Annotated in this window: 25 protein-coding genes; 8 read left to right on the forward strand and 17 right to left on the reverse strand. The window is 66.3% G+C overall.

All coding sequences use genetic code 11. The features are described 5' to 3' along the window. Window positions 1-7: 7 nt before the first annotated feature. The 5 genes from KUV81_RS09720 to KUV81_RS09740 all read left to right on the forward strand — a co-directional run bounded on the left by KUV81_RS09720 (window position 8) and on the right by KUV81_RS09740 (window position 5,362). Window positions 8-853 carry an MOSC domain-containing protein gene (locus KUV81_RS09720; RefSeq protein ID WP_222543669.1) on the forward strand — a complete coding sequence of 282 codons (846 nt, stop codon included), beginning with the start codon at window positions 8-10 and terminating at the stop codon, window positions 851-853. 83 nt (window positions 854-936) lie between these two features. After that, window positions 937-1,344 carry a hypothetical protein gene (locus KUV81_RS09725; protein WP_222543670.1) on the forward strand — a complete coding sequence of 136 codons (408 nt, stop codon included), beginning with the start codon at window positions 937-939 and terminating at the stop codon, window positions 1,342-1,344. Between the two features lie 128 nt (window positions 1,345-1,472). After that, window positions 1,473-2,315, forward strand: a complete 843-nt coding sequence (locus KUV81_RS09730) for an HAD-IIB family hydrolase (protein ID WP_222543671.1) — start codon at window positions 1,473-1,475, stop codon at window positions 2,313-2,315. Between the two features lie 72 nt (window positions 2,316-2,387). Continuing rightward, the gene (locus tag KUV81_RS09735) at window positions 2,388-3,620 is read left to right on the forward strand and encodes a glycosyl transferase (protein ID WP_222543672.1); all 1,233 of its coding nucleotides are present in this window, start codon (window positions 2,388-2,390) and stop codon (window positions 3,618-3,620) included. Further along, a complete protein-coding gene (locus KUV81_RS09740) occupies window positions 3,617-5,362 on the forward strand; it encodes a sugar phosphorylase (RefSeq protein WP_222543673.1) in 1,746 nt (581 codons plus the stop codon). Before KUV81_RS09735 ends, KUV81_RS09740 begins: the two co-directional genes overlap by 4 nt. Window positions 5,363-5,375: 13 nt before the next feature. Here the strand turns inward: KUV81_RS09740 and KUV81_RS09745 are convergent, their stop codons facing one another. Both KUV81_RS09745 and KUV81_RS09750 read right to left on the reverse strand, forming a co-directional pair. Continuing rightward, the gene (locus tag KUV81_RS09745; protein ID WP_222543674.1) at window positions 5,376-6,713 is read right to left on the reverse strand and encodes a hypothetical protein; all 1,338 of its coding nucleotides are present in this window, start codon (window positions 6,711-6,713) and stop codon (window positions 5,376-5,378) included. Window positions 6,714-6,776: 63 nt separating this feature from the next. After that, window positions 6,777-8,150: a hypothetical protein gene (locus tag KUV81_RS09750; protein WP_222543675.1), complete on the reverse strand. Its 1,374-nt coding sequence runs from the start codon at window positions 8,148-8,150 to the stop codon at window positions 6,777-6,779. 362 nt (window positions 8,151-8,512) lie between these two features. On the opposite strand from KUV81_RS09750, the gene KUV81_RS09755 reads away from it, so the two are divergent. Continuing rightward, window positions 8,513-8,860, forward strand: a complete 348-nt coding sequence (locus tag KUV81_RS09755) for a hypothetical protein (protein ID WP_222543676.1) — start codon at window positions 8,513-8,515, stop codon at window positions 8,858-8,860. Window positions 8,861-8,895: 35 nt separating this feature from the next. On the opposite strand, the gene KUV81_RS09760 is transcribed toward KUV81_RS09755, so the two are convergent. Together KUV81_RS09760 and KUV81_RS09765 are read right to left on the reverse strand one after the other, a co-directional pair. Further along, window positions 8,896-9,198, reverse strand: coding sequence for a DUF1330 domain-containing protein (locus KUV81_RS09760; RefSeq protein WP_222543677.1), 303 nt, complete (start codon window positions 9,196-9,198; stop codon window positions 8,896-8,898). Between the two features lie 30 nt (window positions 9,199-9,228). Next, complete coding sequence (locus KUV81_RS09765; RefSeq protein ID WP_222543678.1) at window positions 9,229-9,579, reverse strand: putative quinol monooxygenase; 351 nt, start codon at window positions 9,577-9,579, stop codon at window positions 9,229-9,231. 340 nt (window positions 9,580-9,919) lie between these two features. Between KUV81_RS09765 and KUV81_RS09770 the strand changes: the two genes are divergently transcribed. Continuing rightward, window positions 9,920-10,192, forward strand: a complete 273-nt coding sequence (locus KUV81_RS09770) for an excalibur calcium-binding domain-containing protein (protein WP_222543679.1) — start codon at window positions 9,920-9,922, stop codon at window positions 10,190-10,192. Window positions 10,193-10,237: 45 nt separating this feature from the next. Continuing rightward, a complete protein-coding gene (locus tag KUV81_RS09775) occupies window positions 10,238-10,450 on the forward strand; it encodes a hypothetical protein (protein ID WP_222543680.1) in 213 nt (70 codons plus the stop codon). Window positions 10,451-10,539: 89 nt separating this feature from the next. Here KUV81_RS09775 and hypD read toward each other — a convergent pair whose 3' ends face one another. From hypD to KUV81_RS09840, 13 genes are all read right to left on the reverse strand, one after another. Continuing rightward, window positions 10,540-11,640 carry a hydrogenase formation protein HypD gene (gene hypD / locus KUV81_RS09780; protein ID WP_222543681.1) on the reverse strand — a complete coding sequence of 367 codons (1,101 nt, stop codon included), beginning with the start codon at window positions 11,638-11,640 and terminating at the stop codon, window positions 10,540-10,542. Continuing rightward, window positions 11,637-11,915 (reverse strand): HypC/HybG/HupF family hydrogenase formation chaperone, encoded by a 279-nt coding sequence (gene hypC / locus KUV81_RS09785; protein WP_222543682.1) that lies wholly within the window; start codon window positions 11,913-11,915, stop codon window positions 11,637-11,639. The genes hypD and hypC overlap by 4 nt, the downstream gene beginning before the upstream one ends. Then, window positions 11,906-12,958 carry a hydrogenase nickel incorporation protein HypB gene (gene hypB / locus KUV81_RS09790; RefSeq protein WP_222543683.1) on the reverse strand — a complete coding sequence of 351 codons (1,053 nt, stop codon included), beginning with the start codon at window positions 12,956-12,958 and terminating at the stop codon, window positions 11,906-11,908. The genes hypC and hypB overlap by 10 nt, the downstream gene beginning before the upstream one ends. Then, window positions 12,959-13,294 carry a hydrogenase maturation nickel metallochaperone HypA gene (gene hypA, locus KUV81_RS09795; protein WP_222543684.1) on the reverse strand — a complete coding sequence of 112 codons (336 nt, stop codon included), beginning with the start codon at window positions 13,292-13,294 and terminating at the stop codon, window positions 12,959-12,961. Continuing rightward, window positions 13,287-14,240 carry a hypothetical protein gene (locus tag KUV81_RS09800; RefSeq protein ID WP_222543685.1) on the reverse strand — a complete coding sequence of 318 codons (954 nt, stop codon included), beginning with the start codon at window positions 14,238-14,240 and terminating at the stop codon, window positions 13,287-13,289. Before KUV81_RS09800 ends, hypA begins: the two co-directional genes overlap by 8 nt. Next, the gene (gene hypF / locus KUV81_RS09805) at window positions 14,237-16,558 is read right to left on the reverse strand and encodes a carbamoyltransferase HypF (RefSeq protein ID WP_222543686.1); all 2,322 of its coding nucleotides are present in this window, start codon (window positions 16,556-16,558) and stop codon (window positions 14,237-14,239) included. Before hypF ends, KUV81_RS09800 begins: the two co-directional genes overlap by 4 nt. A 1-nt stretch (window position 16,559) precedes the next feature. Continuing rightward, window positions 16,560-16,802, reverse strand: a complete 243-nt coding sequence (locus tag KUV81_RS09810; RefSeq protein ID WP_222543687.1) for a HypC/HybG/HupF family hydrogenase formation chaperone — start codon at window positions 16,800-16,802, stop codon at window positions 16,560-16,562. 13 nt (window positions 16,803-16,815) lie between these two features. Continuing rightward, on the reverse strand, window positions 16,816-18,495 hold the full coding sequence (locus tag KUV81_RS09815; protein WP_222543688.1) for a hypothetical protein: 1,680 nt from the start codon (window positions 18,493-18,495) through the stop codon (window positions 16,816-16,818). Continuing rightward, on the reverse strand, window positions 18,479-19,039 hold the full coding sequence (locus KUV81_RS09820) for a HyaD/HybD family hydrogenase maturation endopeptidase (protein WP_222543689.1): 561 nt from the start codon (window positions 19,037-19,039) through the stop codon (window positions 18,479-18,481). Before KUV81_RS09820 ends, KUV81_RS09815 begins: the two co-directional genes overlap by 17 nt. 54 nt (window positions 19,040-19,093) lie before the next feature. Next, window positions 19,094-19,762: a Ni/Fe-hydrogenase, b-type cytochrome subunit gene (gene cybH / locus KUV81_RS09825; RefSeq protein WP_222543690.1), complete on the reverse strand. Its 669-nt coding sequence runs from the start codon at window positions 19,760-19,762 to the stop codon at window positions 19,094-19,096. 10 nt (window positions 19,763-19,772) lie between these two features. Then, window positions 19,773-21,476, reverse strand: a complete 1,704-nt coding sequence (locus KUV81_RS09830; RefSeq protein WP_222543691.1) for a nickel-dependent hydrogenase large subunit — start codon at window positions 21,474-21,476, stop codon at window positions 19,773-19,775. After that, entirely contained in the window at window positions 21,473-22,597 is a 1,125-nt protein-coding gene (locus tag KUV81_RS09835) for a hydrogenase small subunit (RefSeq protein WP_261389372.1), read from the reverse strand. Before KUV81_RS09835 ends, KUV81_RS09830 begins: the two co-directional genes overlap by 4 nt. A 64-nt stretch (window positions 22,598-22,661) precedes the next feature. Continuing rightward, on the reverse strand, window positions 22,662-22,826 hold the full coding sequence (locus KUV81_RS09840; protein ID WP_222543693.1) for a hypothetical protein: 165 nt from the start codon (window positions 22,824-22,826) through the stop codon (window positions 22,662-22,664). Window positions 22,827-22,835: the final 9 nt, after the last annotated feature.

Raw genomic sequence — 22,835 nt, forward strand, 5'->3', positions numbered from 1 at the left:
AACCCACATGACCATCACCGACCTGATTATTTACCCCGTTAAGGGGCTGGGGGGGATCCCCCTGGCCCACTCCACCCTGGGCGTCACCGGACTGCCCTGGGACCGCCACTGGATGCTGGTGGACGGCGCCGGGCGCTTCGTCACCCAGCGTCAATTACCCGCCCTGGCCACCATCGCCACCGCCCTGAGCGACCACAGTCTGACCCTGAGCCGGGCCGATGCCCCGCCGCTGGTGTTGCCCCTGGTGCGTGACCTTACCGAGCTGACCCCGGTCACCGTCTGGAACAGTCAATTGGCGGCCTACGACGAGGGGGCCGAGGCCAGTCTCTGGCTGACCGAACGACTGGGGGCCTTTCGCGGTGCCCCCCTGCGCCTGGTGCGCTTCAACCGGGCCCAGTCCCGCCCCATCAAGGCCAAGTACCTGGAGTCCGGGGAGCAGGCCCACACCGAGTTTGCCGACGGCTTTCCCTACCTGGTGGCCAGCCGGGAATCCCTGGCGGAGCTGAACCGAGCGCTGGCCGCCAAGGGTTCGACGCCGGTAGGGATGGAGCGGTTTCGCGCCAACATCGTGGTGGACCGCCTGGACGGCCCCTTCAGCGAGCTTCAGGATCACCGCCTCAGCGGTTCCGGGTTTGAACTGGGGATCCGCAAGCCCTGCGAACGTTGCCCGGTGACCACGGTGGATCAAACCACCGGGCAGCGGCCCGATCCCAAGGAGCCCCTGGCCACCCTGATGACCCTGAACCCCCTGGCGAAAAAGGGCGCCTTTTTCGGCGGCAATGCGGTGCTGCTGGCGGGGGAGGGGAGTGCCATTGCCGTGGGGGATACGCTCGACTGGCGGGCAGGGCGCTGAGTGTCCGATGACACCAACGTCCTTGGCTTGAAAGTAAAAATCGGTTAACAATCAAGGCTCAACACAGTGGATAAGGATTTCCCATGCTTGAGTTTATCGTGATTTGCACCGCGTTCTTTGCGGGCTACTTCCTCGCCTGTAACCGGCTGGATCGCCAGGAGGCGGAGGACGGCGATCAGCGTCGCTCCTTCTTGTGGCATGCCTGGTTTGGCTACAACCTGCTGGTGCAAGGGGGGCTGTTCGCCTTGGCCGCCCTGGTCCAGTTTGGTCTCGACGGTTACTCCATCGAAGTGGCCGCCACCTTGGTGGTGGGCATCATCAGTGTGCCCCTGGCCCTTTGGGTGCTCAAACGCGGCACCGCGGCCTGGTTTATCGCCACGGTTTTGAGTTTCAACCCCCTCTACTGGGTGGTTAACACCCTTTACTTCCTGCGGGTACGGGCCTGCTTTGGCGCTGAAACGGAACAGAGTGCGACCCCGGAAGCGGCCTGACGGGCAAATTGAGGCCTCGCCATCGAGCGGGGCCTTTTTTCGCCCATCGTGCTGGGCTTTAGCCACTGTCGCTTGGATCAATCCTTGCTTGGCTACACTGACCCCAAGGACTGACACTCGGAGCCCGGATGGCCAATGCCCCCAAGCTGCTGGTGGTGACCGATCTCGATGGCACCCTGCTGGACCACCACACCTACGCCTTTGATGCCGCCCGGCCCGCACTGGCGCGGCTGCAGCGCCACGGGATCCCCGTGGTGCTCAACACCTCCAAGACCGCTGCGGAGCTGGCGCCCCTGCGCGCCGAGCTGGAGAACCCCCACCCCTTCGTGGTGGAGAACGGCGCCGCCGTGCTCTGGCCCGAGGGGCACTTTCCCTTGCACCAATCTGGCCCGGTGGGCGCCATGATGGGGCATCGGATGCAGCCTTTTGGGGCAACCCGGCAGGAGATCCTCGAGGTGCTGGCCCAGGTGCGCACCGAGACCGGTCTGGCCCTGCAGGGCTTCGCCGACTGGGACGTGGCCACCCTGGTGGCCCACACCGGTTTGGATAAGACCAGCGCGGCTCAGGCGCTGGCCCGATGCTTCTCCGAGCCCCTGTTGTGGCGGGGCAGTGACACGGAGCTGGCGCTGCTGGAGCGGGCGGTGCGCCGCCATGGCCTTCGGCTGCTCAAGGGGGGGCGCTTTGTCCACGTGATTGGCCAGAGCGACAAGGGGCAGGCCCTGGACTGGTTGCGCCAGGCCTACGCCAGCTTGTGGGGGGAGAACCCGACGGTGATCGCCCTGGGCGACGGTGACAACGACGTGGCCATGCTGGAGCGGGCCGACCACCCGGTGGTGGTGCGCTCGCCGGTCAATCCCCCGCCGCCGCTCAGTGCCGCCAGCCGCCCCCGGGCCACCCTGACCGAGGCCTGTGGCCCCGAGGGCTGGAACCAGGCCGTGCATCGGTTGCTGGATCACTACCAATTGGCCTGACCGGCACACTGGCACCCCCCTTGCTAACCTTGTTGTAGGGAAACCACTTTCTTTCGCGGCAGGGAGCACCACATGGGCGATTTCTACCAGAACGGCATCATTACCACTCTCCACAACCTGACGGACCGCTCCATCGAAGACCTGGAGGCGGAGCTGACCCAGCACGCCAAGGTTCGGCCCATGAGCCTGGTGTTGCCCTCGCTCTACAGCGAGCTGGAGGGGCCGGCGCTGGACAACATCGTCAATGAGCTGGCCCAGGTGCCCTACCTCTCCGAGGTGGTGATCGGCCTGGACCGGGCCGACCGGACGCAGTACCAGCACGCCCTGGAGTTTTTCAACCGCCTGCCCCAGAGCCACCGGGTGCTTTGGAACGACGGCCCCCGACTGCAGGCCATCGACGCTAAGCTGCGGGCCCAGGGGCTGGCGCCGACTGAGCTGGGGAAAGGGCGCAACGTCTGGTACTGCCTGGGGTACGTGCTGGCCCGGGGGCAAACCGAATCGGTGGCGCTGCACGACTGCGACATCGTCACCTACGACCGCAGCATGCTGGCCCGGCTCATCTACCCGGTGGCCAATCCCACCTTCAACTACGAGTTCTGCAAGGGCTTCTACGCCCGGGTGGCGGACGGTAAGCTCAACGGCCGGGTGACCCGGCTGCTGGTGACCCCGCTGCTGCGTTCGCTGAAGAAGATCTTCGGCCACCTGGATTACCTGGAGTTTCTCGACTCCTTCCGTTACCCCCTGGCCGGCGAGTTCTCCTTCCGTATCGACGTGATCAACGACATCCGCATCCCCAGCGACTGGGGGCTGGAGATCGGCGTGCTGTCGGAGATGAAACGCAACTACGCCACCAACCGCCTGTGCCAGGTGGACATCGCCGATTGCTACGACCACAAGCACCAGGACCTGTCCAAGGACGACGACAACGGCGGCCTGTCCAAGATGTCCATCGACATCAGCAAGGCGATCTTCCGCAAGCTGGCCACCAACGGGGTGGTGTTCTCCTCCGAGACCTTCCGCTCCATCAAGGCCACCTACTACCGCATCGCCCTGGATTTCATCGAGACCTACCGCAACGACGCGGTGATTAACGGCCTGGATTTCGACGTCCACTGTGAGGAGGAGTCGGTGGAGCTGTTCGCCGAGAACGTGCTCAAGGCGGGGCTGCACTTCCTGGAGCACCCCAAGGAGAAGCCCTTTATCCCCAGCTGGAGCCGGGTGCGCAGCGCCATCCCGGACATTTTCGAGCAGCTGGTGGAAGCGGTGGAGGCGGATCACCAGGAGTTTATGGGGGGCCGGGGATGAGCCAGGCCTCGCTGGAGGAGCTGCACCTGAGGGTGGAGGAGCACCTGGCCCTGATCTACCCCGACGAGGATGGCCCGGCATTGGCCCGGGAGCTGGTGGCGGCCATCGGCGCCGAGGGCCACTGCGCCATTCCCCGGCCCCACGCCGAGGCCTGGGACGAAAGCGATCTGGTGGTGATCACCTACGGGGACAGCATCCGCAAGGCCGGTGAGATCCCCCTGCACACCCTGAAAACCTTCTTCGACCGTCACCTGGCCGGGGTGGCCACCGGCGTGCACATCCTGCCCTTTTTTCCCTACAGCTCCGACGATGGCTTCGCCGTCATCGATTACGCCCAGGTGAACCCCAGCCTGGGGGGCTGGGGGGACATCGAGGCGATCGCCGGGGACTACAAGCTGATGGCGGATCTGGTGATCAACCACTGCTCCAGCCGCAGCCGCTGGTTCGAGCAGTTCAAGGCGGGGGAGGCGCCGGGCCGGGACTATTTCCTCTGCGCCGATCCCGATGGTGACTACCATCAGGTGGTGCGCCCCCGCACCAGTGAGCTGCTCAAGCCGGTGCAGACTTCACAAGGGGAGCGCCACGTCTGGTGCACCTTCAGCCACGACCAGGTGGATCTCAACTTCGCCAATCCCCGGGTGCTGCTGGAGATGGTGAAGATCATCCAGCTCTACCTCAGCAAAGGGGTGACGATTTTCCGCCTCGACGCCGTGGCCTTTCTCTGGAAAGAGGCGGGCACCAGTTGCCTCAACCTGCCCCAGACCCATGAGATCGTTCGTCTGCTGCGCACCCTGGTGGCCTTCTTCGACCCGCGGATCCTCCTGATCACCGAGACCAACATCCCCAACCGGGAGAACCTGGCCTACTTCGGCAACGGCAACGAGGCCCACGCCATCTATAACTTCTCCCTGCCGCCGCTGCTGCTGCACACTCTGCTCAGCGGCGATTGCAACGCCCTCAAGCTGTGGCAGATGAGCATGCCGCCGGCCCAGCTGGGCACCACCTACCTGAACTTCATCGCCTCCCACGACGGAATCGGTCTGCGGCCGGTGGAGGGGCTGCTGGATGAGCAGGCGATCGCCGACATCGCCACCACCATGGAGGGGTTCGGCGGGCGGATCTCCTGGCGCAGCCTGGCCGGGGGCGGCCTGCGCCCCTACGAGATCAACATCGCCCTGTTCGACGCCATGAAGGGCACCCTGAAAGGGGAGGATGGCCATCAGGAGGCGCGCTTTCTCTGCGCCCACGCCATCATGCTGGCCCTGGAGGGGTTGCCGGCCATCTACCTGCACAGCCTGCTGGCCACCGAGAACGACCACGCCAAGCTGGCCAACACCGGCAACAACCGCAGCATCAACCGCCACAACTGGGACGCCGACCGGCTGGAAGCGGAACTGGCGGACCCGGACAGTCACCACAGCCGGGTGTTCGGCCGCCTCTGCGATCTGGTGCGGGTGCGTCAGAACCAGCCGGCGTTTCACCCCAGCGCCACCCAGTTTGTGCTGCACCTGGGGGAGGCGCTGTTTGGCCTGTGGCGACAAAGCCGTCATCGGGATCAGAGCATCTTCGCCGTCTCCAACGTCACCGACGCCCCCCAGACCCTGCGCCTGGCCAGCCTCAACCTGATCGGCACCGAGCACTGGTGGGATCTGCTCAGCGGCGGCGGCTTCGAGGATCTGCACGGGGAGATCACCCTGGCCCCCTACCAGACGGTGTGGCTGACCAATAAGGGGCGCCACTAGGGCGCCCCGGGGCTCACTGGCAGGCGGGACTGGTAAAGCCGTCGCAGTCGGTGGGACTGTTGTTCATTACCCGGGTGTCCAGTAGCAGCACTTGAGCGGGCTCGCCGCCCTGAGTGGGGGCGCTCACCTGGATCCCGCCGGACAGCTCGCCCTGGTTGTTCTGAACCCGGCTGTCCAACAGGGTGAGCGAGGTGTCTTCCCCCAGCAGCAGACCGCCGTGGGTGCCCTGGTTTCGGGTGATCTTGACGCGCTGAGCGACCAGTTGGGGACCAAATAGGGCCTCAATGGCCCCCACCCGTCCGCGGTTGCCATTAAGATCGGTGTTATCGATAAAGAGGTAGCCCTGGCCAAGAGCAAAGAGACCGCCGCTGCCATCAGAGGCGAAATTGTTGCTGAGCGTGCAGCCCATCAGCTCGAGGGCCTCCCCTCGGAAGAACAGTGCGCCGCCCATGGCGTACTCGGAGTTGTCCGCGGAATTGCGGTCGAACCGCACCCCCTGAAGCACCGCCTGGCCAAAGACGGCGCCGCCGCCGGCTCCGCTGCCAAAGGAGTCCGAACGGTTTTGCTCAATCCGCGTGCCTTGCATAAACAGGTAGCCATCGCTGCGCACGGTAAAGGCGCCACCGGAGGCGGAGTCCTTGCCGGCGTAGTTACCGGTCATGCTGCCGCCGAGGATCACGCAGTGGCCAAAGCAGTCGATGCCGCCGCTGCCGCTGCCGTCGCCGTTGTTCTCGTTGTCCATAAGGTGGGAGTCGGTCATCACCAGCTGGCCCTGGGCCCCCAGGCGAATGCCACCCACGACCCGGTTGTCGTCCGGCCCAATGCCGCCGTTACGGATCAGGGTGCTGTCCCGCAGGGTCAGGGCCACCGGCCCCAGGGTGGCGATGCCCCCCGCCCCGGCGGAGTCCTCATCCGCGTGAAAGTCGTTGTCCATCAGGATGACCCGCTCCAGGGTGACCGCCATGGTGGCGGCGCCGAGGTTATTGAGCAGCAGGCCGCCGGCGCTGTAGTTACTCTCAAGCACCTCGACGTAGGTGCCGCCATGTTGCAGCGTGAGATCCTGCAGCCACACACTGGGTGCCGAAACGTCGCCATGGATGGTCAGCACTGGGCCCTGGTTCTCCCCGTCCAGAATTGCGGAGTCGCCCATCAGGGTCAGGTCCTTGTCGATGTCGAAATTGCCCAGGCACACCCCGCTCAGGCGCAATACGGAGCCGGGCTCGGCACTGTCGATGGCCCCTTGCAGGGGTTGGGTTTGGCAGTCCACCTCGATGGCGGCAGGATCCGCCAGGGCCGATCCGGCGCACAGCAGGGCGCCGGTGGCGATCAGTTTGGCGATGATGTTGGACATGGGATGTCCCCTCTCGCTGACGCTCGGGCAGGCCCTTTATGCCCGGCCCGGGCGAAGGTGATGTTATGGGCAGGCCGGGCTGGTAAAGCCGCTGCAATCGTTCGGGGTGTTGTTAAACACCCGGGTGTCGAGCAGCAGGATCTCGCCCGGAGTGGAGGCGGTGCTATCCCGCCAGATGCCGCCGGCCTGATCCCCCAGGTTGCCTTGAACCCGGCTGCCGTCCAGCACCAGCCGAGTCCCCTCTCCCACGCGGATGCCGCCCACCTGACCGCCGTTCTGGCGTACCGTGACGTCCGAGCCGCTCAAACGACTGTCGTCACTCAGCATGATGGCCCCGGCGTTGGTGCCGCTGGGGGTGAGCGCCGCCTGGTTGTCGCGAAACGCCGTGCGGGTCAGGGTGACCCGGGCCCTGTCACTGGCGGTAAGCCCGGCGGCGCCCCGGTGATAGATGCCCGGTGCCCGGTTGCCCTGAACCGTGCTGTCCACCATTTCCAGCACGCCCCCGTGCACCAGGAGCCCGGCGGCGCCATCGGAGTCGCCGGTGGGAACAAGATGGTTATCGCGAACCTGGGTGTCGCTCAGCACCGCGTGGCCCATCACCACGCCACCGCCGGCCACTAAGGTATCCCAGTCGCTGCGGTTGTCCTGAACCCCCACCCCTTTCATCAGCAAAAAACCGTCCTGGCGCACGGTGAAGCCGGCGCCGGAGTTCGTGGAGTCGCTGCCGGTTTGGTTATCGGTGATCTGGCCACCCACCATGACGCAGTGGCCGGCGCAATCCAGCCCGCCGCTGCCGCCCCCGTCGGTGAGGTTGAAGTTGCCCAGAAGTTCGGTGTCGAACATCACCAGGCGGCCTTGTGGACCCAACAAAATGCCGCCGACGATGGTGCGATCCAGGGAGGCGTTGCGGACCCCGTTATTGCTAACGACTGAATCTCGAATCGTCAGGTAAACCGGGCCCCGGGTGGCGATGCCGCCGGCTCCGGTGGCCTCCTCGTTGGCGGGGACGGTGTTGTCCGTCAGGGTGATGCGGTCCATCAACACCACCAGAGGGTCGGCAACCTCATTGAGGATGAGCACCCCGCCAGCGGAGAAGGGATCTTCCGTGAAGTAGAGCGAGGCCCCACCGTCGCGCACCGTCAGGTCCATCAGCTGCACCCTGGGCGCGGTAGCGCCGTTTTTCAACGTCAGTACCGGCCCGTCGTCGATGCCCACCAGCTGGGCCGACGCGCCTTTGAGGGTGAGATCTTTGTCGATGGTGAAGTGACCCTCACACAGGCCCTGAAGGGTCAGCACCGAGCCGGGCTCGGCGGCGTCAATGGCCCCTTGCAGGGGCTCGGTGGCGCAATCGACGGAATCGGCCGAGGCGGCCATCAGGGCAGGGGAGAGCGAGGACAGTATGGCCAGGAGCAGCCATCGGAACGGATTAACGGACATAGTGCACCCCTTGTGATCAAACTGCGGATCCGGGTCTTATGGCCAGGCGGCGAAACTCTAGTTCAAGGCCCGGTCCGTCGCCAGCGCCAAGCTTGATCGACATCAGGGATGAGGCGACTTTTCTCGGCGCCGGTCTTAGGGCAACTCTAGGTCAGGCCGGGGGGCGTGTTGGAGACGGGCGGATGTCCTGGGGTAGGGGGCGGAAGGGTAAGGCATTTTTGCCTTCGCACCCCGGAGTCACCCGGGGCGAACACTGTGGTTTGCACCGGTGCATTTAAACCGTCATCCGATTTTGTTAGCTTGGAGCCCTTGTCGTGATTTGGCGGTCTGACGGTGGCGTCAGCGAATGGGATTACAGAGCCATGAACAGAGGGATTGCCCTGCTTTGCCTGGGGATGTCGGCGGGGGCATTGGCCAACCCGATGCAAAACGAGTACGTCGAGCTGTCGGTGGTGGTGGATCGCACCAACAACAGCTTCCAGTTGGCCTGCACCCCTAAGCGAGCCCACTCCGAGATGCCCAAGGACTGGGTGCAGGATTGCAACCGCCTGGGTCGACAGGTGCTGGATTTGGCGGTGGACAGCGGCATGGCCATCGAGATCCCCGCCGAGCCCTTCGGGGAGGCGGGTCGATTCGTTACCGAGATCCCGCTGGAGGCGGCGGACAACATCAAGCCGGAACGGCTACTGAGTCCCGCCTATGGCGAGTGACATAAAGCGGAGGCCCTGGCCTCCGCTTTTTCGTTTCAGGCCAGGTCGTCCTTGCCCTCAATCAGGAAGTGTTCGCTGATGGAGCCGGCGGTGCGGGCCTTCAGGTGCGGTACGTACTCCGGGTCGGCCATAAAAGCCAGGCAGGCCTCCTTGGAGGGCCACTGGATCACAATGCGCAGGGCCGCGTCCGCCCCTTCGCCCTCCAGGCGCTGATGCTGGTTGGTACGGGCCAGGTACTGCCCCCCGTGTTTGGCCACCAGAGCGTTGGCCGGGCCGATGTAATCGGGGATCCAGCTGTCCGTGGTGGGGGTGACGGCGAGAACCGAGTAGTAAGCCATGATGGGTCTCCTTATGGGCAAGATGGGGTTTCAGCGGACAAAGCCGCCCAGGGGTTTTAAGTACTTGGGGGAGAGGGCCGCGTGGCGGGCCCGCAGTTCTTCAGGCAGGGTGCCCAGGTGCACCATGCGGGTGGGCTCGGCGGCGGCCACCCAGCGTTCGGCAAAGCGGTCCCAGTTGCTGACGTGGGTATGGGCTGATGCCACATCGGCAAAGCGCTCGTACACCAGCACCTCACCCTCATCGGAGACGAAGTACTGGTAGTTGAGGGTGCCAGCCTCCTGTTCGGTGGCGGCTACCAGCTCCTGCATCACCGCCTCAAAGGCCTGTCGCTGGCCCGGTTTGATTCGGGCTTCCACTATCCAACCTACCTGTTTAAACATGCTGCTCTCCCTTGTGTTGTGGCTTGGGACACCGCGATGAGACGGCGTTCCCTGGATGAAAAACAGCCTAATTGCCCACCACGACATTGAGAATCCAGGGCTCTGGCTAAAGAGTTTTTAGAAATGCTTGAAGATAAAAGGGGGCAAAGCGACTACGACCCGGCTGGGTGAGGCTGGGCGCAGCGGTCTGAGCCAGGCAATGTGAAAGCGGGGCAGCTTGACTCCAAAATGATTGATTCGATTAGGGATAAGCGTAGGGTTACAGAGTAAGAAACGGTGTTCGATCAGAGAAGATCTCGAGCCGCTTCGAGCCTCGTTTCCGCTAAGGTAAGGACGCCGGATGAACAAGCTGTTTGTATTGGCCCTGTGTGTCGCCGGGCTGCTGTTTTACGCCAATCAACACCCTAACTCCAATGAGCCCCTCGCGGCGCCACACTCGACCAGCGAGCATCGAGAACCCACGGTTTCCAACCGGTTTCGATGCGACGGTCGGCAATACTGCAGCCAGATGACCTCCCGGGAAGAGGCGGTGTTTTTCACCCGTCACTGCCCCGACACCAAGATGGACGGGGATGGGGATGGCATTCCCTGTGAAAACGACTCCCGTTGGTAATGGAGCTCAGCAAGCGCCGCCAACGATGAGTAAAGGGGGCGAGCCGTGAGTCTTTACCTTCTGTTTTTTATCGCCGCCGGGCTCTCGATACTGCTTTGGCTGGAGACTTTGGTGCTGGCGGTGCAACGCAGAAAAACACTGGCCCTGCGGCTCGGCATGCTGGCCGCAGTGTGCACCGCTGTGGCCATGATGGCGCTCGACAGCGAGGCCTTTGCCGTGGATGCCTGCCTGGATCAAGGGGGGCCGGTACCGCTATGACACCGGCACCTGCACCTGGGTGGCTGAGCCGAGGACGTCGACGCTGTAAAAGAAAGGGGGGCATGAAGCCCCCCTTGTTGTTGCTGTGCTCAGCGGTATTGGTAGTAGGCGGCGCAGGCGCCCTCGCTGGAGACCATCAGGGCCCCCACCGGGGTTTGCGGGGTGCAGCGGGTGCCGAACAGGGGGCAGTCGCCGGGGCGGATCTGACCGCGCAGCACCTGGGCGCAGCCGCAGCCCTCCGGCTCCGCCACCTGGGTGGGTTTGAGGCCGAAGCGGCGCTCGGCGTCGAACTTGGCAAAGGCTTCGGACAGCATCAGGCCGGACTGGTCGATGGCCCCCAGGCCGCGCCAGTCACTCTGGGGCGCCAGGGTGAACACCTCCGCCATGGCCCGCTGGGCGATGGCGTTGCCGGCGCTTTGCACCGCCCGCTTGTAGGCGTTCTCCACCTCGGCCCGACCCTCGGCAATCTGCCGCACCACCCCCAGCAGGGCGGTAAGGAAGTCGATGGGCTCGAAGCCGGCGATCACCACCGGCTTGTCGTACTCGTCGACGATGAACTGGTAGGGAGATTGGCCCACCACCATGGAGACGTGGCCCGGGGCCACCAGGCCGTCCAGACGCACGCCGGGATCGTCCAGGATCGCCTTGAGCGGCGGCCCGATGGTGATGTGGTGGCAGAGCACCGAGAAGTTGGTGACCCCCTGCTGGCGGGCCTGCATCAAAGTGATGGCGGTGGCCGGGGCCGTGGTTTCAAAGCCGATGGCAAAGAAGGCCACCTGCTTGTCCGGGTGCTGCTTGGCCAGGGTCAAGGCGTCCAGGGGCGAGTAGACGATGCGCACGTCGGCACCGGCGGCCTTGGCGTCCAGCAACGAGCCGAGATCGCCAGGCACCCGCACCGCGTCGCCGTAGCTGCACAGTATGGTGCCGGGCTGCTTGGCCAGGGTGACGGCGTCGTCAATGCGTCCCCGGGGCAGCACACACACCGGGCAGCCGGGGCCGTGGACAAATTCGATGCCTTCGGGCAGCAGCTTGTCCAGGCCGAAGCGGAAGATGGCGTGGGTGTGGCCGCCGCACACCTCCATGATCTGCAGTGGCTGGCGAGCCGGGTCGACCCCCTTGAGGGCCTCGCCGATCTCGGCGATCAGGGTCTTGACCGCTTGCGGGTCGCGAAACTCGTCGACAAATTTCATTGGGCGGCTCCCAGGCCGGAGAAGTCGGCCATCTCGTGATCCTCGGCGCCCATGGCGGCCAACGCGGCCAGGGTCTGCTCCGCTTCCTCCTGTGACAGCAGCGCCATGGCGAAGCCGACGTGGATAAGCGCCCACTGACCCAGCAGGGCCTCGGGGGACTCAGGCCAGATGCAGCTGGCGTTGACGTTGCGCTGCACGCCGTTCAGACCGACGGTGACCAGCTGCTGTTCGGCATCGACGATGGCCTCGATGCGGGCCGGCACCCCTAAGCACATAGTGCGCCTCCTTTTTGCTCGATCCACTCCAGCCAGCGGTCCATCCCCTCGCCGGTGGTGGCGGAGAGGCAGATCACCTCGATGTTGGGGTTCACCTGGCGGGCCGACTCGATGCAGCGGGGCAGGTCGAAGTTCAGGTGGGGCAGCAGATCCGTTTTGTTGATCAGCACCAGATCGGCGGCGGCGAACATGTCCGGGTACTTGAGTGGCTTGTCTTCCCCCTCGGTGACCGACAGGATGGCCACCTTGTGGGCTTCCCCCAGGTCGAAGCCGGCGGGGCAGACCAGGTTGCCTACGTTCTCGATAAAGAGCACGCCGCCGGGGTCCAGCCCCAGGCGGTGGTAGGCGGTGTCCACCATGGCCGCGTCCAGATGGCAGCCCTTGCCGGTGTTGACCTGGATGGCGGGCACCCCGGTGGCGCGGATGCGGTCGGCGTCGTTGGCGGTCTGCTGGTCCCCCTCGATCACCGCCACCGGCTTCTGCCCGAACAGGCGGCGGACGGTTTCGGTCAACAGGGTGGTTTTGCCGGAGCCGGGGCTGGAGACCAGGTTGAGCACCAGTTGGCGATCCGCCTGGAAGTGGGCCCGGTTGTGCTCGGCGATGTGGTTGTTCTTGCCCAGGATGTCCTGCTCAATCTGCACCATCTTGTGCTGGCTCATTCCCGGGGCGTGGGCGTGGGCCGGGCCCTGGCCGTAGTGCAGATCCTCCCCCTGCTGCTCGGGGGCAAAGCCCTCGGCGTCTGCGTGGGCATGCTCATGATCATGGGCGTGACCGTGCTCGTGGCCATGATGGTGGGCATGGCTGTGTTGGTGGCCCTGCTCATGCCGGGGGGCCGGCGCGCCGGAGACGTGGTAGTGGATGTGCACGTCGCCTTTGTGTTTGAAGTGGTAGTGGTGGTGCACCACGGTGGCCGGCTGGGCCTCGGGGTGCGCATGAGGGTGGTCGTGATGGTGCGCGTGGTCGTGGTGGTGATCATGGTCATGATCGTGGTCGTGGCCTTCCACCTTAACGTTGCCTTCGGCACAGCCGCATACGGTACACATCTATTCGATCTCCAGGGATTTCACTTTCATCTGGTCACCGCCCACCACCGTCAGTTGGTAGCCTTCGCAACGGGGGCAGGGATCGCCCCGGCGGGCGAGGGGGACCTGGGCCAGGCAGTCGAAGCAGAAGGCGCTGCCGGGCACCGATTCAATCTCCAGCGACGCGCCCTCGGCTGAGGTCTCGCGCGTCACCACGTCAAAACAGAACTTGAGGGATTCCAGCTCCACCCCCGCCAGCTCACCCACGCTGAGGGTGACGCTGTGGACCTTGGGGCTGCCGGCGGCCTGCGATTCGACGATCTGCAGGATCCCTTCCGCCAGGGACATCTCATGCATGCGCTTGCTCCTCGCGCTCTTCCTCGGTTTCCGGTTCGTTGATCGCCACCTCCAGGCAGGGGGCGTGGGCCAGGATCCAGACCGCCAACCCCTGGCGCCAGTCCGGCTGGGGCGGCACCGGCCGGCCCGACAGGCTGGCGGCGATGGCGGCCAGGGTGCCCTCGGTGGGGATGCGAATTTGGTAATCGCTCACCCGGTCCGCCTGCCACAGGCACTGGTGAGTCAGGGTGCCGCGGGCGGCGGGCACCTCGCCGGGACGCTGCACGCCACCGCCGGTCAGGGCGCCGGGCCGGGTGAGGGCGTCGGCGGCCTGCCACAGCTCGGCCCACAGGGCTTCGAGGCGATCCCCCAGGGTGGGGTGGCGCATCCCCAGGCGGGCGGCGGGGCCGGTTTCCCAGCGGCACAGCGCGTCCGCCGGGGTGAAAAACAGCTTGTCCCAGCCCTTGAGGCTGACCGCCTCCTGCACCGGGTCCAGCACCTGGCGCTCCCACTCGCCCCGCCACTCGGTGAGCGGCGCCAGTGCGGCGGGGGAGACCGAGGCGCCCGGCAGGTGGTGCAGGGCGCACAGGGCGTCCCGTCGCTCGGTCAGGGCCTGGCGCCAGCGGGTCAGCAGGGTCAGCCGATCCAGCGATGGCGGCAGCAGTTCGTGGGCGATGCGCCACAGCTCCCAGCTGTGCTCGGTCACCCACTCCAGGGCCAGGGCCTGATCCCGGGCGGCCTGGGTCACCGCCTTGGCGGTTTGTCCCTGGTGCTGCTCGATCAGGCTGACCGCCGCCCAGCGCTGGGCTTCGCCGCACTGGCGGTAGATGAGGCCGAGGCGATCCAGCACCGCCTTGGGATCCAGGCCATTGAGCAGGGCCGGCACCTTGGGCAGGCTCAGCTCCGGGTAAACGTGCAGTTGTCCCCGCCGCTCGGACAGGTGCAGGGTGGCCAGGGCTTGGGTCATGCGGGCGTCTCCTCGAGGTGGCGGGCCCAGGCGATCACCGCCTGGCCCAGGGCCAGACCGCCATCGTTGGCGGGCACCTGGGCGTGGGTCAGGGGGATCAGGTTGTTGGCCTTAAGCCCCTGCACCAGCAAGCGTTGCAGCAGGCGGTTTTGCAGCACCCCGCCGGAGAGGGCAACCCGGTCCACCTGGTGAGCCTTGGCCTGGTACACCAGGCGCCCCACCAGACCGGCGGCCAGCTCCTGGTGGAACTGCAGCGCCAGGGCCGCGGGGGCCACCCCCTGCTCCAGGCCGCTGAGCAGCTCGTACCACAGGGTGCCGAGGATCAGCTCCTCCCGCTCCACCATCGGCAGGGGGCCGTCGGGATCGGACACCGCCTGCCAGGCCAGGGCCTCCAGGGTCATGGCCGCTTCCCCTTCGAAATGCTGCAGCTCGAACACGTCGGTCAGCAGGGCCGCGGCGGCGTCGAACAGCCGCCCGGCGCTGGAGGCCTCGGGGCAGTTGAGGCCGGAGGCGATCCCCTGGCGCAGCAGCCCCAGGGGCTTGGCCTTGAGTCGTTCCAGCACCTCGATGGTCCACTCCTCCCAGTCGTGGCAGGCCTCGTCCAGGTGGGCCACCAGGTTGCGCCAGGGGGCCTTGGCCGCCAGGTCGCCGCCGGGCAGGGCCACCGGGGGCAGGCCTTCGAGATAGCGGCAGTGGCGGTAATCCCCCAGGAGGATCTCACCGCCCCACAGGTGGTGTTCGGTGTCGGGGCCGCCCCAGCCCAGGCCATCCAGCATCAGCCCCAGCACCGGGGCGGTATCTCTGGGCTGGCCGTTGTCCGCCAGGCAGGCGGCCAGGTGGGCGTGGTGGTGATCCACCAACAGGGCGGGCTGCGCCTCGGCCTGGCCCAGTTGCTGGGCCAGCTGGTGGCTCAGGTACCCCGGGTGGCTGTCGCAGGCGCGCCGCACCAGGGTGAAGTCGAACAGCCCGGCGAAGTGGTCCAGGTTGTGGCGGTAGGCGGCGAAGAGATCCGGGTCCGCCAGGTCCCCCAGGTGGGGGGAGAGCAGCGCCTGGCCGTGGCGCAGCAGGCAGAAGGTGTTTTTCAGATCCGGCCCGTGGGCCAGGATGCCGTCGGCGGCCTCGAAGCCCGGCGGCAGCGGGACGGGGGTGGGCACAAAGCCCCGGGCCCGGCGCAGCAGCTGGGGCACGCCGGCTTCCACCATCAGGATGCTGTCGTCGGCGCGGTTGACGATGGCGCGGTTGTGGGTGAGCAGCTTGTCGGCGATGGGGCCGAGCTCCTCAAGGGCCACGGCATCGTCGATGCAGGGCGGACGGCCGCTGGCGTTGCCCGAGGTCATCACCAGGGGGCGGCCCATCAGGGCCATCAGCCGGTGCTGCAGGGGGTTGCTGGCCAGCATCACGCCGATGCGGGCCATCCCCGGGGCCACCGCCGGCGCCAGCACCCGGTCGGGCCGGGGTGAGAGCAAAACGATGGGGGCCGCGGCGCTTTGCAGCTGCTCCGCCTCGACGGCGTTGATGCGGGCCAGGGTCTGAGCCATGGCCAGATCCGCCGCCATCAGGGCGAAGGGTTTGGAGGGGCGATGTTTGCGTTCGCGCAGTCGCAGCACCGCCGCTTCGTTGGCGGCGTCCACCGCCAGGTGGTAGCCCCCCAGGGCCTTGATGGCGACGATCTCCCCGGCGCGCAGGGCGGACACCGCCTGTTGCAGCGCCATCTCCTCCCGGGCCAGTTCTCCGCCGTCCGGGCCGGTGAGGCTCAGCTGCGGGCCGCACACCGGGCAGGCGTTGGGCTGGGCGTGGAAGCGCCGGTCGGCGGGGTTGTCGTACTCGCGCTGGCAATCCGGACAGAGCGGGAAGGACGCCATGGAGGTGTAGGGGCGGTCGTAGGGCACCCGGTGGATGATGGTGAAACGCGGGCCGCAGTGGGTGCAGTTGGTGAAGGGGTAGCGGTGGCGACGGTCGGCCTTGTCCGTCATCTCCCGCTGGCAGTCGGTGCAGGTGGCGGTGTCCGGGGCGATGCGGGTGTTGGCGGTGCCCCCCACCGAGGGGGTGATGGCAAACTCCCGGGGCTGGGGGTCGAAGTGGCAGGGGCTCAGCTCCACCGCATCGAGGCGGGCCAGGGGGGGCAACTGCTCGCGCATGCGGCGGACGAAAGCGTCGCCGTCCACCGGCTCGCAGAGGCGGATCAGCACCCCTTCGTTGTCGTTAAACACGTCCCCACACAGATGGGCTTCCTGGGCCAGTTGCCAGATAAAGGGCCGGAAACCGACCCCCTGGACCTGGCCGCGAACCCGGATAGCGATGCCGTTGCAGCCGTTCATGTCAGGCCTCCCCGCGCTCCATTTTGTCGACGATCTCCTGGTACAGCGCCAGGCTGTCCAGGGCCCGGTCTTCGGCGATCTTTTCCATGGCAAACCCGGACTGGATTAGCAGGTAGTCCCCAATGGCCAGCGGTTCGCCGATCAGGTGCACGCTGACGTGACGCTCCCGCCCCAGGGTGTCCACCGTGGCCAGCTGGGCCTCGGCGTTCAGGGCGGTGATCTTCGAGGGGATGGAGAAACACATGGGCTTGTCCTCGTTAGTCCGCCAGGGCCTGGGGCACGAACAGGGCTCCGGTCACCAGGGTGCCGGGGCCGAAATCCGTGGGCAGGCGCAGGGCGATGTTCTTGCCCAGGCGCAGCCGCAGTCGTTCCAGCAGCACCGGGTTATCCAATTCGTCGCCGGCCAGGATCACCTCCTCCAGGCCGATGTTCATGTCCAGCTGCTCGACCCAGTTGCAGACAAAGTCGCAGAAGGAGTCGATCACCCCGAAGGCCACGCCGGCTTTCTGTTCCGGGTCCGCCAGGCGGTAGGAGAGGCAGGCCTGCAGGGCCCGCTGCCACTGCACCACCAGGGTGCCGTCCACCCGCTCCACCGCGTAATCGATGCGGGGCGCGGCCTGGCCGCCGAAGCGCAGGGCCTGGCAGAGGAAGGCCTCGCCGGCCTTGGCCGGATCGGTGGCGCTGGACTGGCCGCTGAACCAGGCCGCCAGGGCCAACAGGCTGTGGAAGCTGCCGGCCAGCGGGGTCTGGGGCAGGGCTGCCAGGGCGTCCAGGTGGGCCGGGTCCACCTCGCGGTAGCGGGCCAGCAGACGCTCGCCGGTGCCGCCGTTGCCGATCGCCTCGAGCATGGCCTTTGGCGCCAGGGGCGCTTCGCTGGCGTCCGGCAGGCGCACCAGCCACTGGTACTCGCCCTCGTTGTCCTGGTAGAGCAGGCCGGAGCGGTGGCGGCGGCTCAAATAGAGCACGGCGCTGCGCTTGGGCACCCGGTCCTGCTGGCGCACCCCTTCCAGGGCGCAGGCGGCGGCCCAGTCGGGATCCGGCTCGGCCTGGCTGTCGCCGCTCTGGTAGCGCACCCGGCCATCGTCCCAGTGGGCGGTGAGCCCCAGCAGGGAGGCGCGATGGCGGCCCGGCTCGTGGGTGGCGATGGGGGTCGGGGCGTGACCCAGGGCCAGGGGCACCGGGGTGTCGCCAAACTGGGTCAGGCACAGCGGGGGGCGTTCCTGGCGGATCCCCACCGCGGTCAGGCCACGCTGGGTCAGGCGGTTGGCCAGGGCCAGGGTCAGGCGATCGGCGCTTTGCTGGACGAAGTAGCGGGCCCGGGGCAGGGCATGACGCTTCGCAAACTCGGCCCGGGGCATCAGCAGCAGGCGGGGCTTTTCGATGCTGCCCAGCTGCTTGATCCCCTGCTCGCTGATCTGCAGGGCGTCGTTCAGCGCCTCCGGGGCGCTGAACAGCAGGCCGTCATCCTCGGCAGTCAGGCGGTCGAGGCGGCACAGGGTGATGCGGTTGTCGGCCACGGTGTAGGCCACCTCGCCGTGCTGCATCAGGGCGGTTTCCAGCTCGCTCAGCCGGGGCTCCAGGGGCGTCTCGGCCACCGCCGGCACGGCGCCGCAGTGGGGGCAGAGACTGCGGGGGGTCTCCAGGCAGTGCTGACAGTAGGGCAGCGCTGGGGCGGGGCCCTTGAGATCCACCGCATCGCCGCTGAACTGCTCGATGGGCTGGATGGCGGAGTGGGTCAGCCAGCAGGAGAGCGGGAAGGTGCGGCCGATGAGATCCGCCAGGGCGGACAGAGGGGCCTGCTCGCCCTCGGCTTCGATAAAGTAGCCCCGCTCGTCCTGGCCGATGGCCTGAACCTGGGGGTGGAGCAGGAACTGGTTGCACAGGCGGCCGTACAGGGGCACGGGGCGAGCGGTGTGGAACTCAAACCGCAATTTCATGGGAGGCCTCCTGGTCGCAGGCCTGACGGGCCAGTTCGATGATGTCCGGGTCGGCCTGCTGGGTCAGGGTGAAGCCCTGGGCACGCAGGTGGTCGCAGAACGCCTGCTCCATCAGGGGCACGGCGCGGCGGACGGAGCCGGACAACTCGAAGCTCATCGCTTCGAGGACTTCGGGGATCACCCCGAGGATGTGGGTGGGGGGCCGATCGCCCACCATCTCCATCATGTTGAGGGTTTGCAGCATCTCCACCTCGTGGGCGCTGCCCTGGAAATCGATATGGTGAGGCACCTTATCGAAATCGAAGAAATAGACGTTGCCGACCGCTCCCTGGGTGGAGTGGACGGTGTCGATCACCAGCAGCTGGTCGTACTGGGCGATCATCGGGATAAGGGCGTGGGCCAGGGTGCCGCCGTCGACGAAGTCGAGCTGGTGGGGTCCCTCAATCCGGTATTTTTGTTGCAGGTAGTGGGTCAGGTGGACACCGATCCCCTCGTCGGCGAACAGCACGTTGCCGATGCCCAGTACCAGAAATTTTTGCCTCATGGCTGCTCCTGTAAAAACAGGGCCCGCCCCCGGGATAGGGCGGGCCCTGGGGGCTCAGTGCTTGGCTTTGTGCACGTCGTACCCGGAGACGATGGCGTCAACCGAGTTCTGCTTGAAGCGGATGCCGCTCCACACCGCCATGTAGACGTGGATCACCGTGAAGATGATGAACACCCAGGTCATGATGTGGTGCCATTCGCGTACCGGCGCCAGTCCCCCCATGATGCCGACAAACCACTCGGCAAAGGGGTAGAGCATGCCGCCCAGGCCGTCGTGGTAGACGTTGGCGTGCAGCGCCAGGCCCGACAGGCACATGAACACGATCACCAGGGTCACCGCCAGGTAGGTCACGAACTGGAGGGGGCCATAGACCCCCGCCTTGTGCAGCTTGCCCATCCACAGGTAGGACTTGAGCTGCACCACCCAGCTGTTGACGCTCATCACGTCCTTGAAGGAGCGGCGCTCGATGTCACTGCGGCTGAAGAAGTACAGGTAAGCCCGGGCCAGGGTGATCCCCACCAGCACGAAGCCGGCAATGAGATGCACCATCCGGACCCACCCTTGCTGCAGGTTGTCGGTCCCGCCATAGGGGGTGAGGAACGGCCAGGCGATGTAGAACCCGGTGATCACCAGCAGCACGATGGACAGCGCGCGCAGCCAGTGCATGATCCGGATCGCCGGGCTGAACACGTAGTCCCGGGTGTACAGGGTTTTGGTCGTCATAACGCCCTCCTTAGGCCGCCGGGGTCCCCACCTGGAACTGGCCGAGATCCTGACCCTTGTAATCCATCACATGGACCGCGCAGGCCATGCAGGGATCGAAGGAGTGGATCACCCGGATCACTTCCAGAGGCTTGGTGGGATCTTCCAGCTTCATGCCGATGAGCGAAGCCTCGTAGGGGCCGATCTTGCCGTTGGCGTCGATGGGACCGGAGTTCCAGGTGGTGGGCACCACCGCCTGGTAGTTCTCCACCTTGCCGCCGGTGATCCGCACCCAGTGGCTCAGCATGCCGCGGGGGGCTTCGATCATGGAGTGACCGACGTACTCCACCGAGGGGTCCATCACCGGCTCGCGGAAGGTGGTCTGGTCCACCACGATGTTGGCCACCAGGGCGTCGAAGGTCTCCAGCGCCGCGTCGCACACCAGCAGGGTCTGCACCAGACGGGCGGCGGTGCGGCCCAGGGTGGTGAACAGGGCTTCCACCGGCAGGCCGGTCATCTCCAGCAGGCCGTTGACCGCGTCCACCACCTTCTCGTTGCCACGGGCGTAGTTGACCAGCAGGCAGGCCAGGGGGCCCACTTCCACCGGTTCGCCGTTGTAGCGCGGGGATTTCACCCAGGTGTACTTGCCGTCGCCGTCCACCGTCGGCAGTTCACCGTAGACGGTGTCCCGCTTGGTGAAGCCGGTGTAGTTGGGCTCGGTCACCCCGTCGTAGGGGTGGCGGGCCGGACCGTCCTGGTACCAGGCGTGGGTGACGTCCTCTTTGATCAGGGTCGGATCGATGTCGCTGACCGAGCTCAGATCGCCGTTCATGATGACGCCGCCCTGGAACAGGTACTGGCCGTTGCCGATGGCGAAGTCCTGGCAGGCCAGGAAGTTCTTCACGCCGACGCCGCCGAGCACCGAGGGCTCCGCCTTGTAGGCCGCCGCCGCCATCAGCACGTCCGGCAGGTAGGCCCGCAGGATGAAGTCGTGCACCTGGGCGTGCTTGGCCTTCCACTCCTGCAGTCGCGCCGGGCTCAGCATGTCGCGCACCGAGGTGACGCCGCCGACCACCAGGGACTGGGGATGGGGCTGCTTGCCGCCGAAGATGGCCAGCATCTCCGCCGCTACCCGCTGAACCTCGAGGGCCTTGAGATAGTGGGATACGGCGATCAGGTTCTGCTCCGGGGTCAGCTGGTAGGTGCCATTGCCCCAGTAGGCGTTGGCGAAGGGTCCCAGCTTGCCGGTGGCCACCAGCTTGGCGACCCGCTCCTGCACGGCGCGCAGCTCACCCTCGCCGGCGGCGACCGGGGTGCTGGTCCAGCGCAGGGCCTCCTGGGCCGCGGCCGCCGGATCAGCGGACAGGGCGGAGACCACGTCCACCCAGTCCAGGGCGTGGAGGTGGTAGAAGTGCACCAGGTGGTCGTGCATGTAGAGGGAGGACTGCATCAGGCTGCGCAGGTACTCGGCGTTCACCGGGATCTTCACCCCCAAGGCGTTCTCCACCGCTTCGGTGCCGGCCCGGTAGTGGGAGTAGGTGCACACGCCGCAGATCCGCTGGGTCAGCAGACCCGCGTCCATGGGAGTGCGCCCCTTCATGATCACCTCGATGCCCCGCCACAGGGTGGAGGAGGACCAGGCTTTGGTGATGACGTTGTTCTCGTCGACTTCCACTTCCACCCGGAGGTGGCCTTCGATGCGGGTAATGGGGTCAACTACGACACGCTTGCTCATTGTCCCTCCTCCTTATTGTCCTTGGCGAAAACGCTGGCGACGGCGTGGGCGCCGATGCCGGCAACGGTGACTCCGAGAATGGCCCCGCCGATGAAGTCGGCGGTCTTATCCAGGCTGTGCAACTCGCGACGGCCCAGGGGCTTCTCGAAGTCCGCCATGGTGTCCCAGAAGTTCGGCTCGGAGCAGCCGATGCAGCCGTGTCCGGCCAGAACCGGCCAGCTGACGTGGTGGTTGAAGCGCTCGGTGGGGCAGTTGTTGTAGGTGTAGGGCCCTTTGCAGCCCACCTTGTAGAGGCAGTAGCCCTCTTTGGCGCCCTCGTCACCGAAGGTCTCGACAAACTCGCCGGCGTCGAAGCGACCGCGGCGTTCGCAGTTGTCGTGCACCCGGGCGCCGTAGGCCCACTTGGGTCGGTTGAACATGTCCAGCGGCGGCAGCTTGCCGAACATGATGAAGTACATCAGGGTGCCGACGATGTTCTTCTCGCTGGGCGGGCAGCCACCGAGGTTCACCACCGGCTGGTGGATCACCTTGTCCACCGGACGGGCGTCGGTGGGGTTCGGTGCCGCGGCCTGGACCCCGCCAAAGGCGGCGCAGGTGCCCACGGAGACGATGGCGGCGGCGTGGGCCGCGGTCTCATGGATGATCTCCATGCCGGTGTGACCCTTGCAGCCCACGGTCAGGAAGTGGCCGCCGTTGGCGGTGGGGATGGCCCCCTCTACGGCCAGCAGGTACTGACCCTTGTAGGCTTCCAGGGCGTGCTCCAGGTTCTCCTCGGCCTGCCAGCCGGCAGCGGCCATCAGGGTCTCGTGGTACTCCAGGGAGATGTGGTCGAACAGCACGGTGTCGATGGTGGGGGTGTCGCAGCGGATCAGGGACTCGGAACAGCCGGTGCATTCGGCCATGTGGAGCCAGATCAGCGGCACCCGGTCGGCCACTTCCGCCGCCTTGGCCACCATGGGGGCGAACTGCATCGGCAGCGCCAGGGCGGTGGCGGTGACCGCCGACCATTTCATGAAGTCCCGTCGGGTGATCCCTTCGGCTTCCAGTCGCTGCTCCAGCGGCGTGGGTTTTACCGGGGCCTGGGCGGCCAGTTTTTCCAGGCGGGCCTCACAGCGCGCCATCAATGCTTGGTAGTCGGACACGGGGTGTACCTCCTTGCAATTGCTTCCTTGGCACGGCCAGGGCTTAGCGCCGCTTGTACAGCTGCCAGCCAGCGACGGCAGCCGCCACAACCACCGCCACCAACACTACATCCATGGCGTGATGGAACAGCCCCAAACCGCCATGCCCGGGATGGGCGTAAGCCATCGAGGGGGCCAGAGCGGCCAACAGTGCAAACCTTGCTTTCATCATTTTCTC

Source organism: Ferrimonas balearica, assembly GCF_019802085.1.
GTDB classification, from domain to species: Bacteria; Pseudomonadota; Gammaproteobacteria; order Enterobacterales; family Shewanellaceae; genus Ferrimonas; species Ferrimonas balearica_B.

Excerpts from the sequence above, each read along its gene's own strand:
- KUV81_RS09800 (WP_222543685.1), bottom strand. The coding sequence starts at position 14,240 with ATGACCCAAGCCCTGGCCACCCTGCACCTGTCCGAGCGGCGGGGACAA.
- KUV81_RS09750 (WP_222543675.1), bottom strand. The coding sequence starts at position 8,150 with ATGTCCGTTAATCCGTTCCGATGGCTGCTCCTGGCCATACTGTCCTCG.
- hypF (WP_222543686.1), bottom strand. The coding sequence starts at position 16,558 with ATGAACGGCTGCAACGGCATCGCTATCCGGGTTCGCGGCCAGGTCCAG.
- KUV81_RS09835 (WP_261389372.1), bottom strand. The coding sequence starts at position 22,597 with ATGGCGCGCTGTGAGGCCCGCCTGGAAAAACTGGCCGCCCAGGCCCCG.
- hypC (WP_222543682.1), bottom strand. The coding sequence starts at position 11,915 with ATGTGCTTAGGGGTGCCGGCCCGCATCGAGGCCATCGTCGATGCCGAA.
- KUV81_RS09725 (WP_222543670.1), top strand. The coding sequence starts at position 937 with ATGCTTGAGTTTATCGTGATTTGCACCGCGTTCTTTGCGGGCTACTTC.
- KUV81_RS09740 (WP_222543673.1), top strand. The coding sequence starts at position 3,617 with ATGAGCCAGGCCTCGCTGGAGGAGCTGCACCTGAGGGTGGAGGAGCAC.
- KUV81_RS09815 (WP_222543688.1), bottom strand. The coding sequence starts at position 18,495 with ATGAAATTGCGGTTTGAGTTCCACACCGCTCGCCCCGTGCCCCTGTAC.
- cybH (WP_222543690.1), bottom strand. The coding sequence starts at position 19,762 with ATGACGACCAAAACCCTGTACACCCGGGACTACGTGTTCAGCCCGGCG.
- KUV81_RS09770 (WP_222543679.1), top strand. The coding sequence starts at position 9,920 with ATGAACAAGCTGTTTGTATTGGCCCTGTGTGTCGCCGGGCTGCTGTTT.
- KUV81_RS09735 (WP_222543672.1), top strand. The coding sequence starts at position 2,388 with ATGGGCGATTTCTACCAGAACGGCATCATTACCACTCTCCACAACCTG.
- KUV81_RS09840 (WP_222543693.1), bottom strand. The coding sequence starts at position 22,826 with ATGAAAGCAAGGTTTGCACTGTTGGCCGCTCTGGCCCCCTCGATGGCT.
- hypA (WP_222543684.1), bottom strand. The coding sequence starts at position 13,294 with ATGCATGAGATGTCCCTGGCGGAAGGGATCCTGCAGATCGTCGAATCG.
- hypB (WP_222543683.1), bottom strand. The coding sequence starts at position 12,958 with ATGTGTACCGTATGCGGCTGTGCCGAAGGCAACGTTAAGGTGGAAGGC.
- KUV81_RS09760 (WP_222543677.1), bottom strand. The coding sequence starts at position 9,198 with ATGGCTTACTACTCGGTTCTCGCCGTCACCCCCACCACGGACAGCTGG.
- hypD (WP_222543681.1), bottom strand. The coding sequence starts at position 11,640 with ATGAAATTTGTCGACGAGTTTCGCGACCCGCAAGCGGTCAAGACCCTG.
- KUV81_RS09720 (WP_222543669.1), top strand. The coding sequence starts at position 8 with ATGACCATCACCGACCTGATTATTTACCCCGTTAAGGGGCTGGGGGGG.
- KUV81_RS09745 (WP_222543674.1), bottom strand. The coding sequence starts at position 6,713 with ATGTCCAACATCATCGCCAAACTGATCGCCACCGGCGCCCTGCTGTGC.
- KUV81_RS09730 (WP_222543671.1), top strand. The coding sequence starts at position 1,473 with ATGGCCAATGCCCCCAAGCTGCTGGTGGTGACCGATCTCGATGGCACC.
- KUV81_RS09830 (WP_222543691.1), bottom strand. The coding sequence starts at position 21,476 with ATGAGCAAGCGTGTCGTAGTTGACCCCATTACCCGCATCGAAGGCCAC.
- KUV81_RS09765 (WP_222543678.1), bottom strand. The coding sequence starts at position 9,579 with ATGTTTAAACAGGTAGGTTGGATAGTGGAAGCCCGAATCAAACCGGGC.
- KUV81_RS09810 (WP_222543687.1), bottom strand. The coding sequence starts at position 16,802 with ATGTGTTTCTCCATCCCCTCGAAGATCACCGCCCTGAACGCCGAGGCC.
- KUV81_RS09820 (WP_222543689.1), bottom strand. The coding sequence starts at position 19,039 with ATGAGGCAAAAATTTCTGGTACTGGGCATCGGCAACGTGCTGTTCGCC.
- KUV81_RS09755 (WP_222543676.1), top strand. The coding sequence starts at position 8,513 with ATGAACAGAGGGATTGCCCTGCTTTGCCTGGGGATGTCGGCGGGGGCA.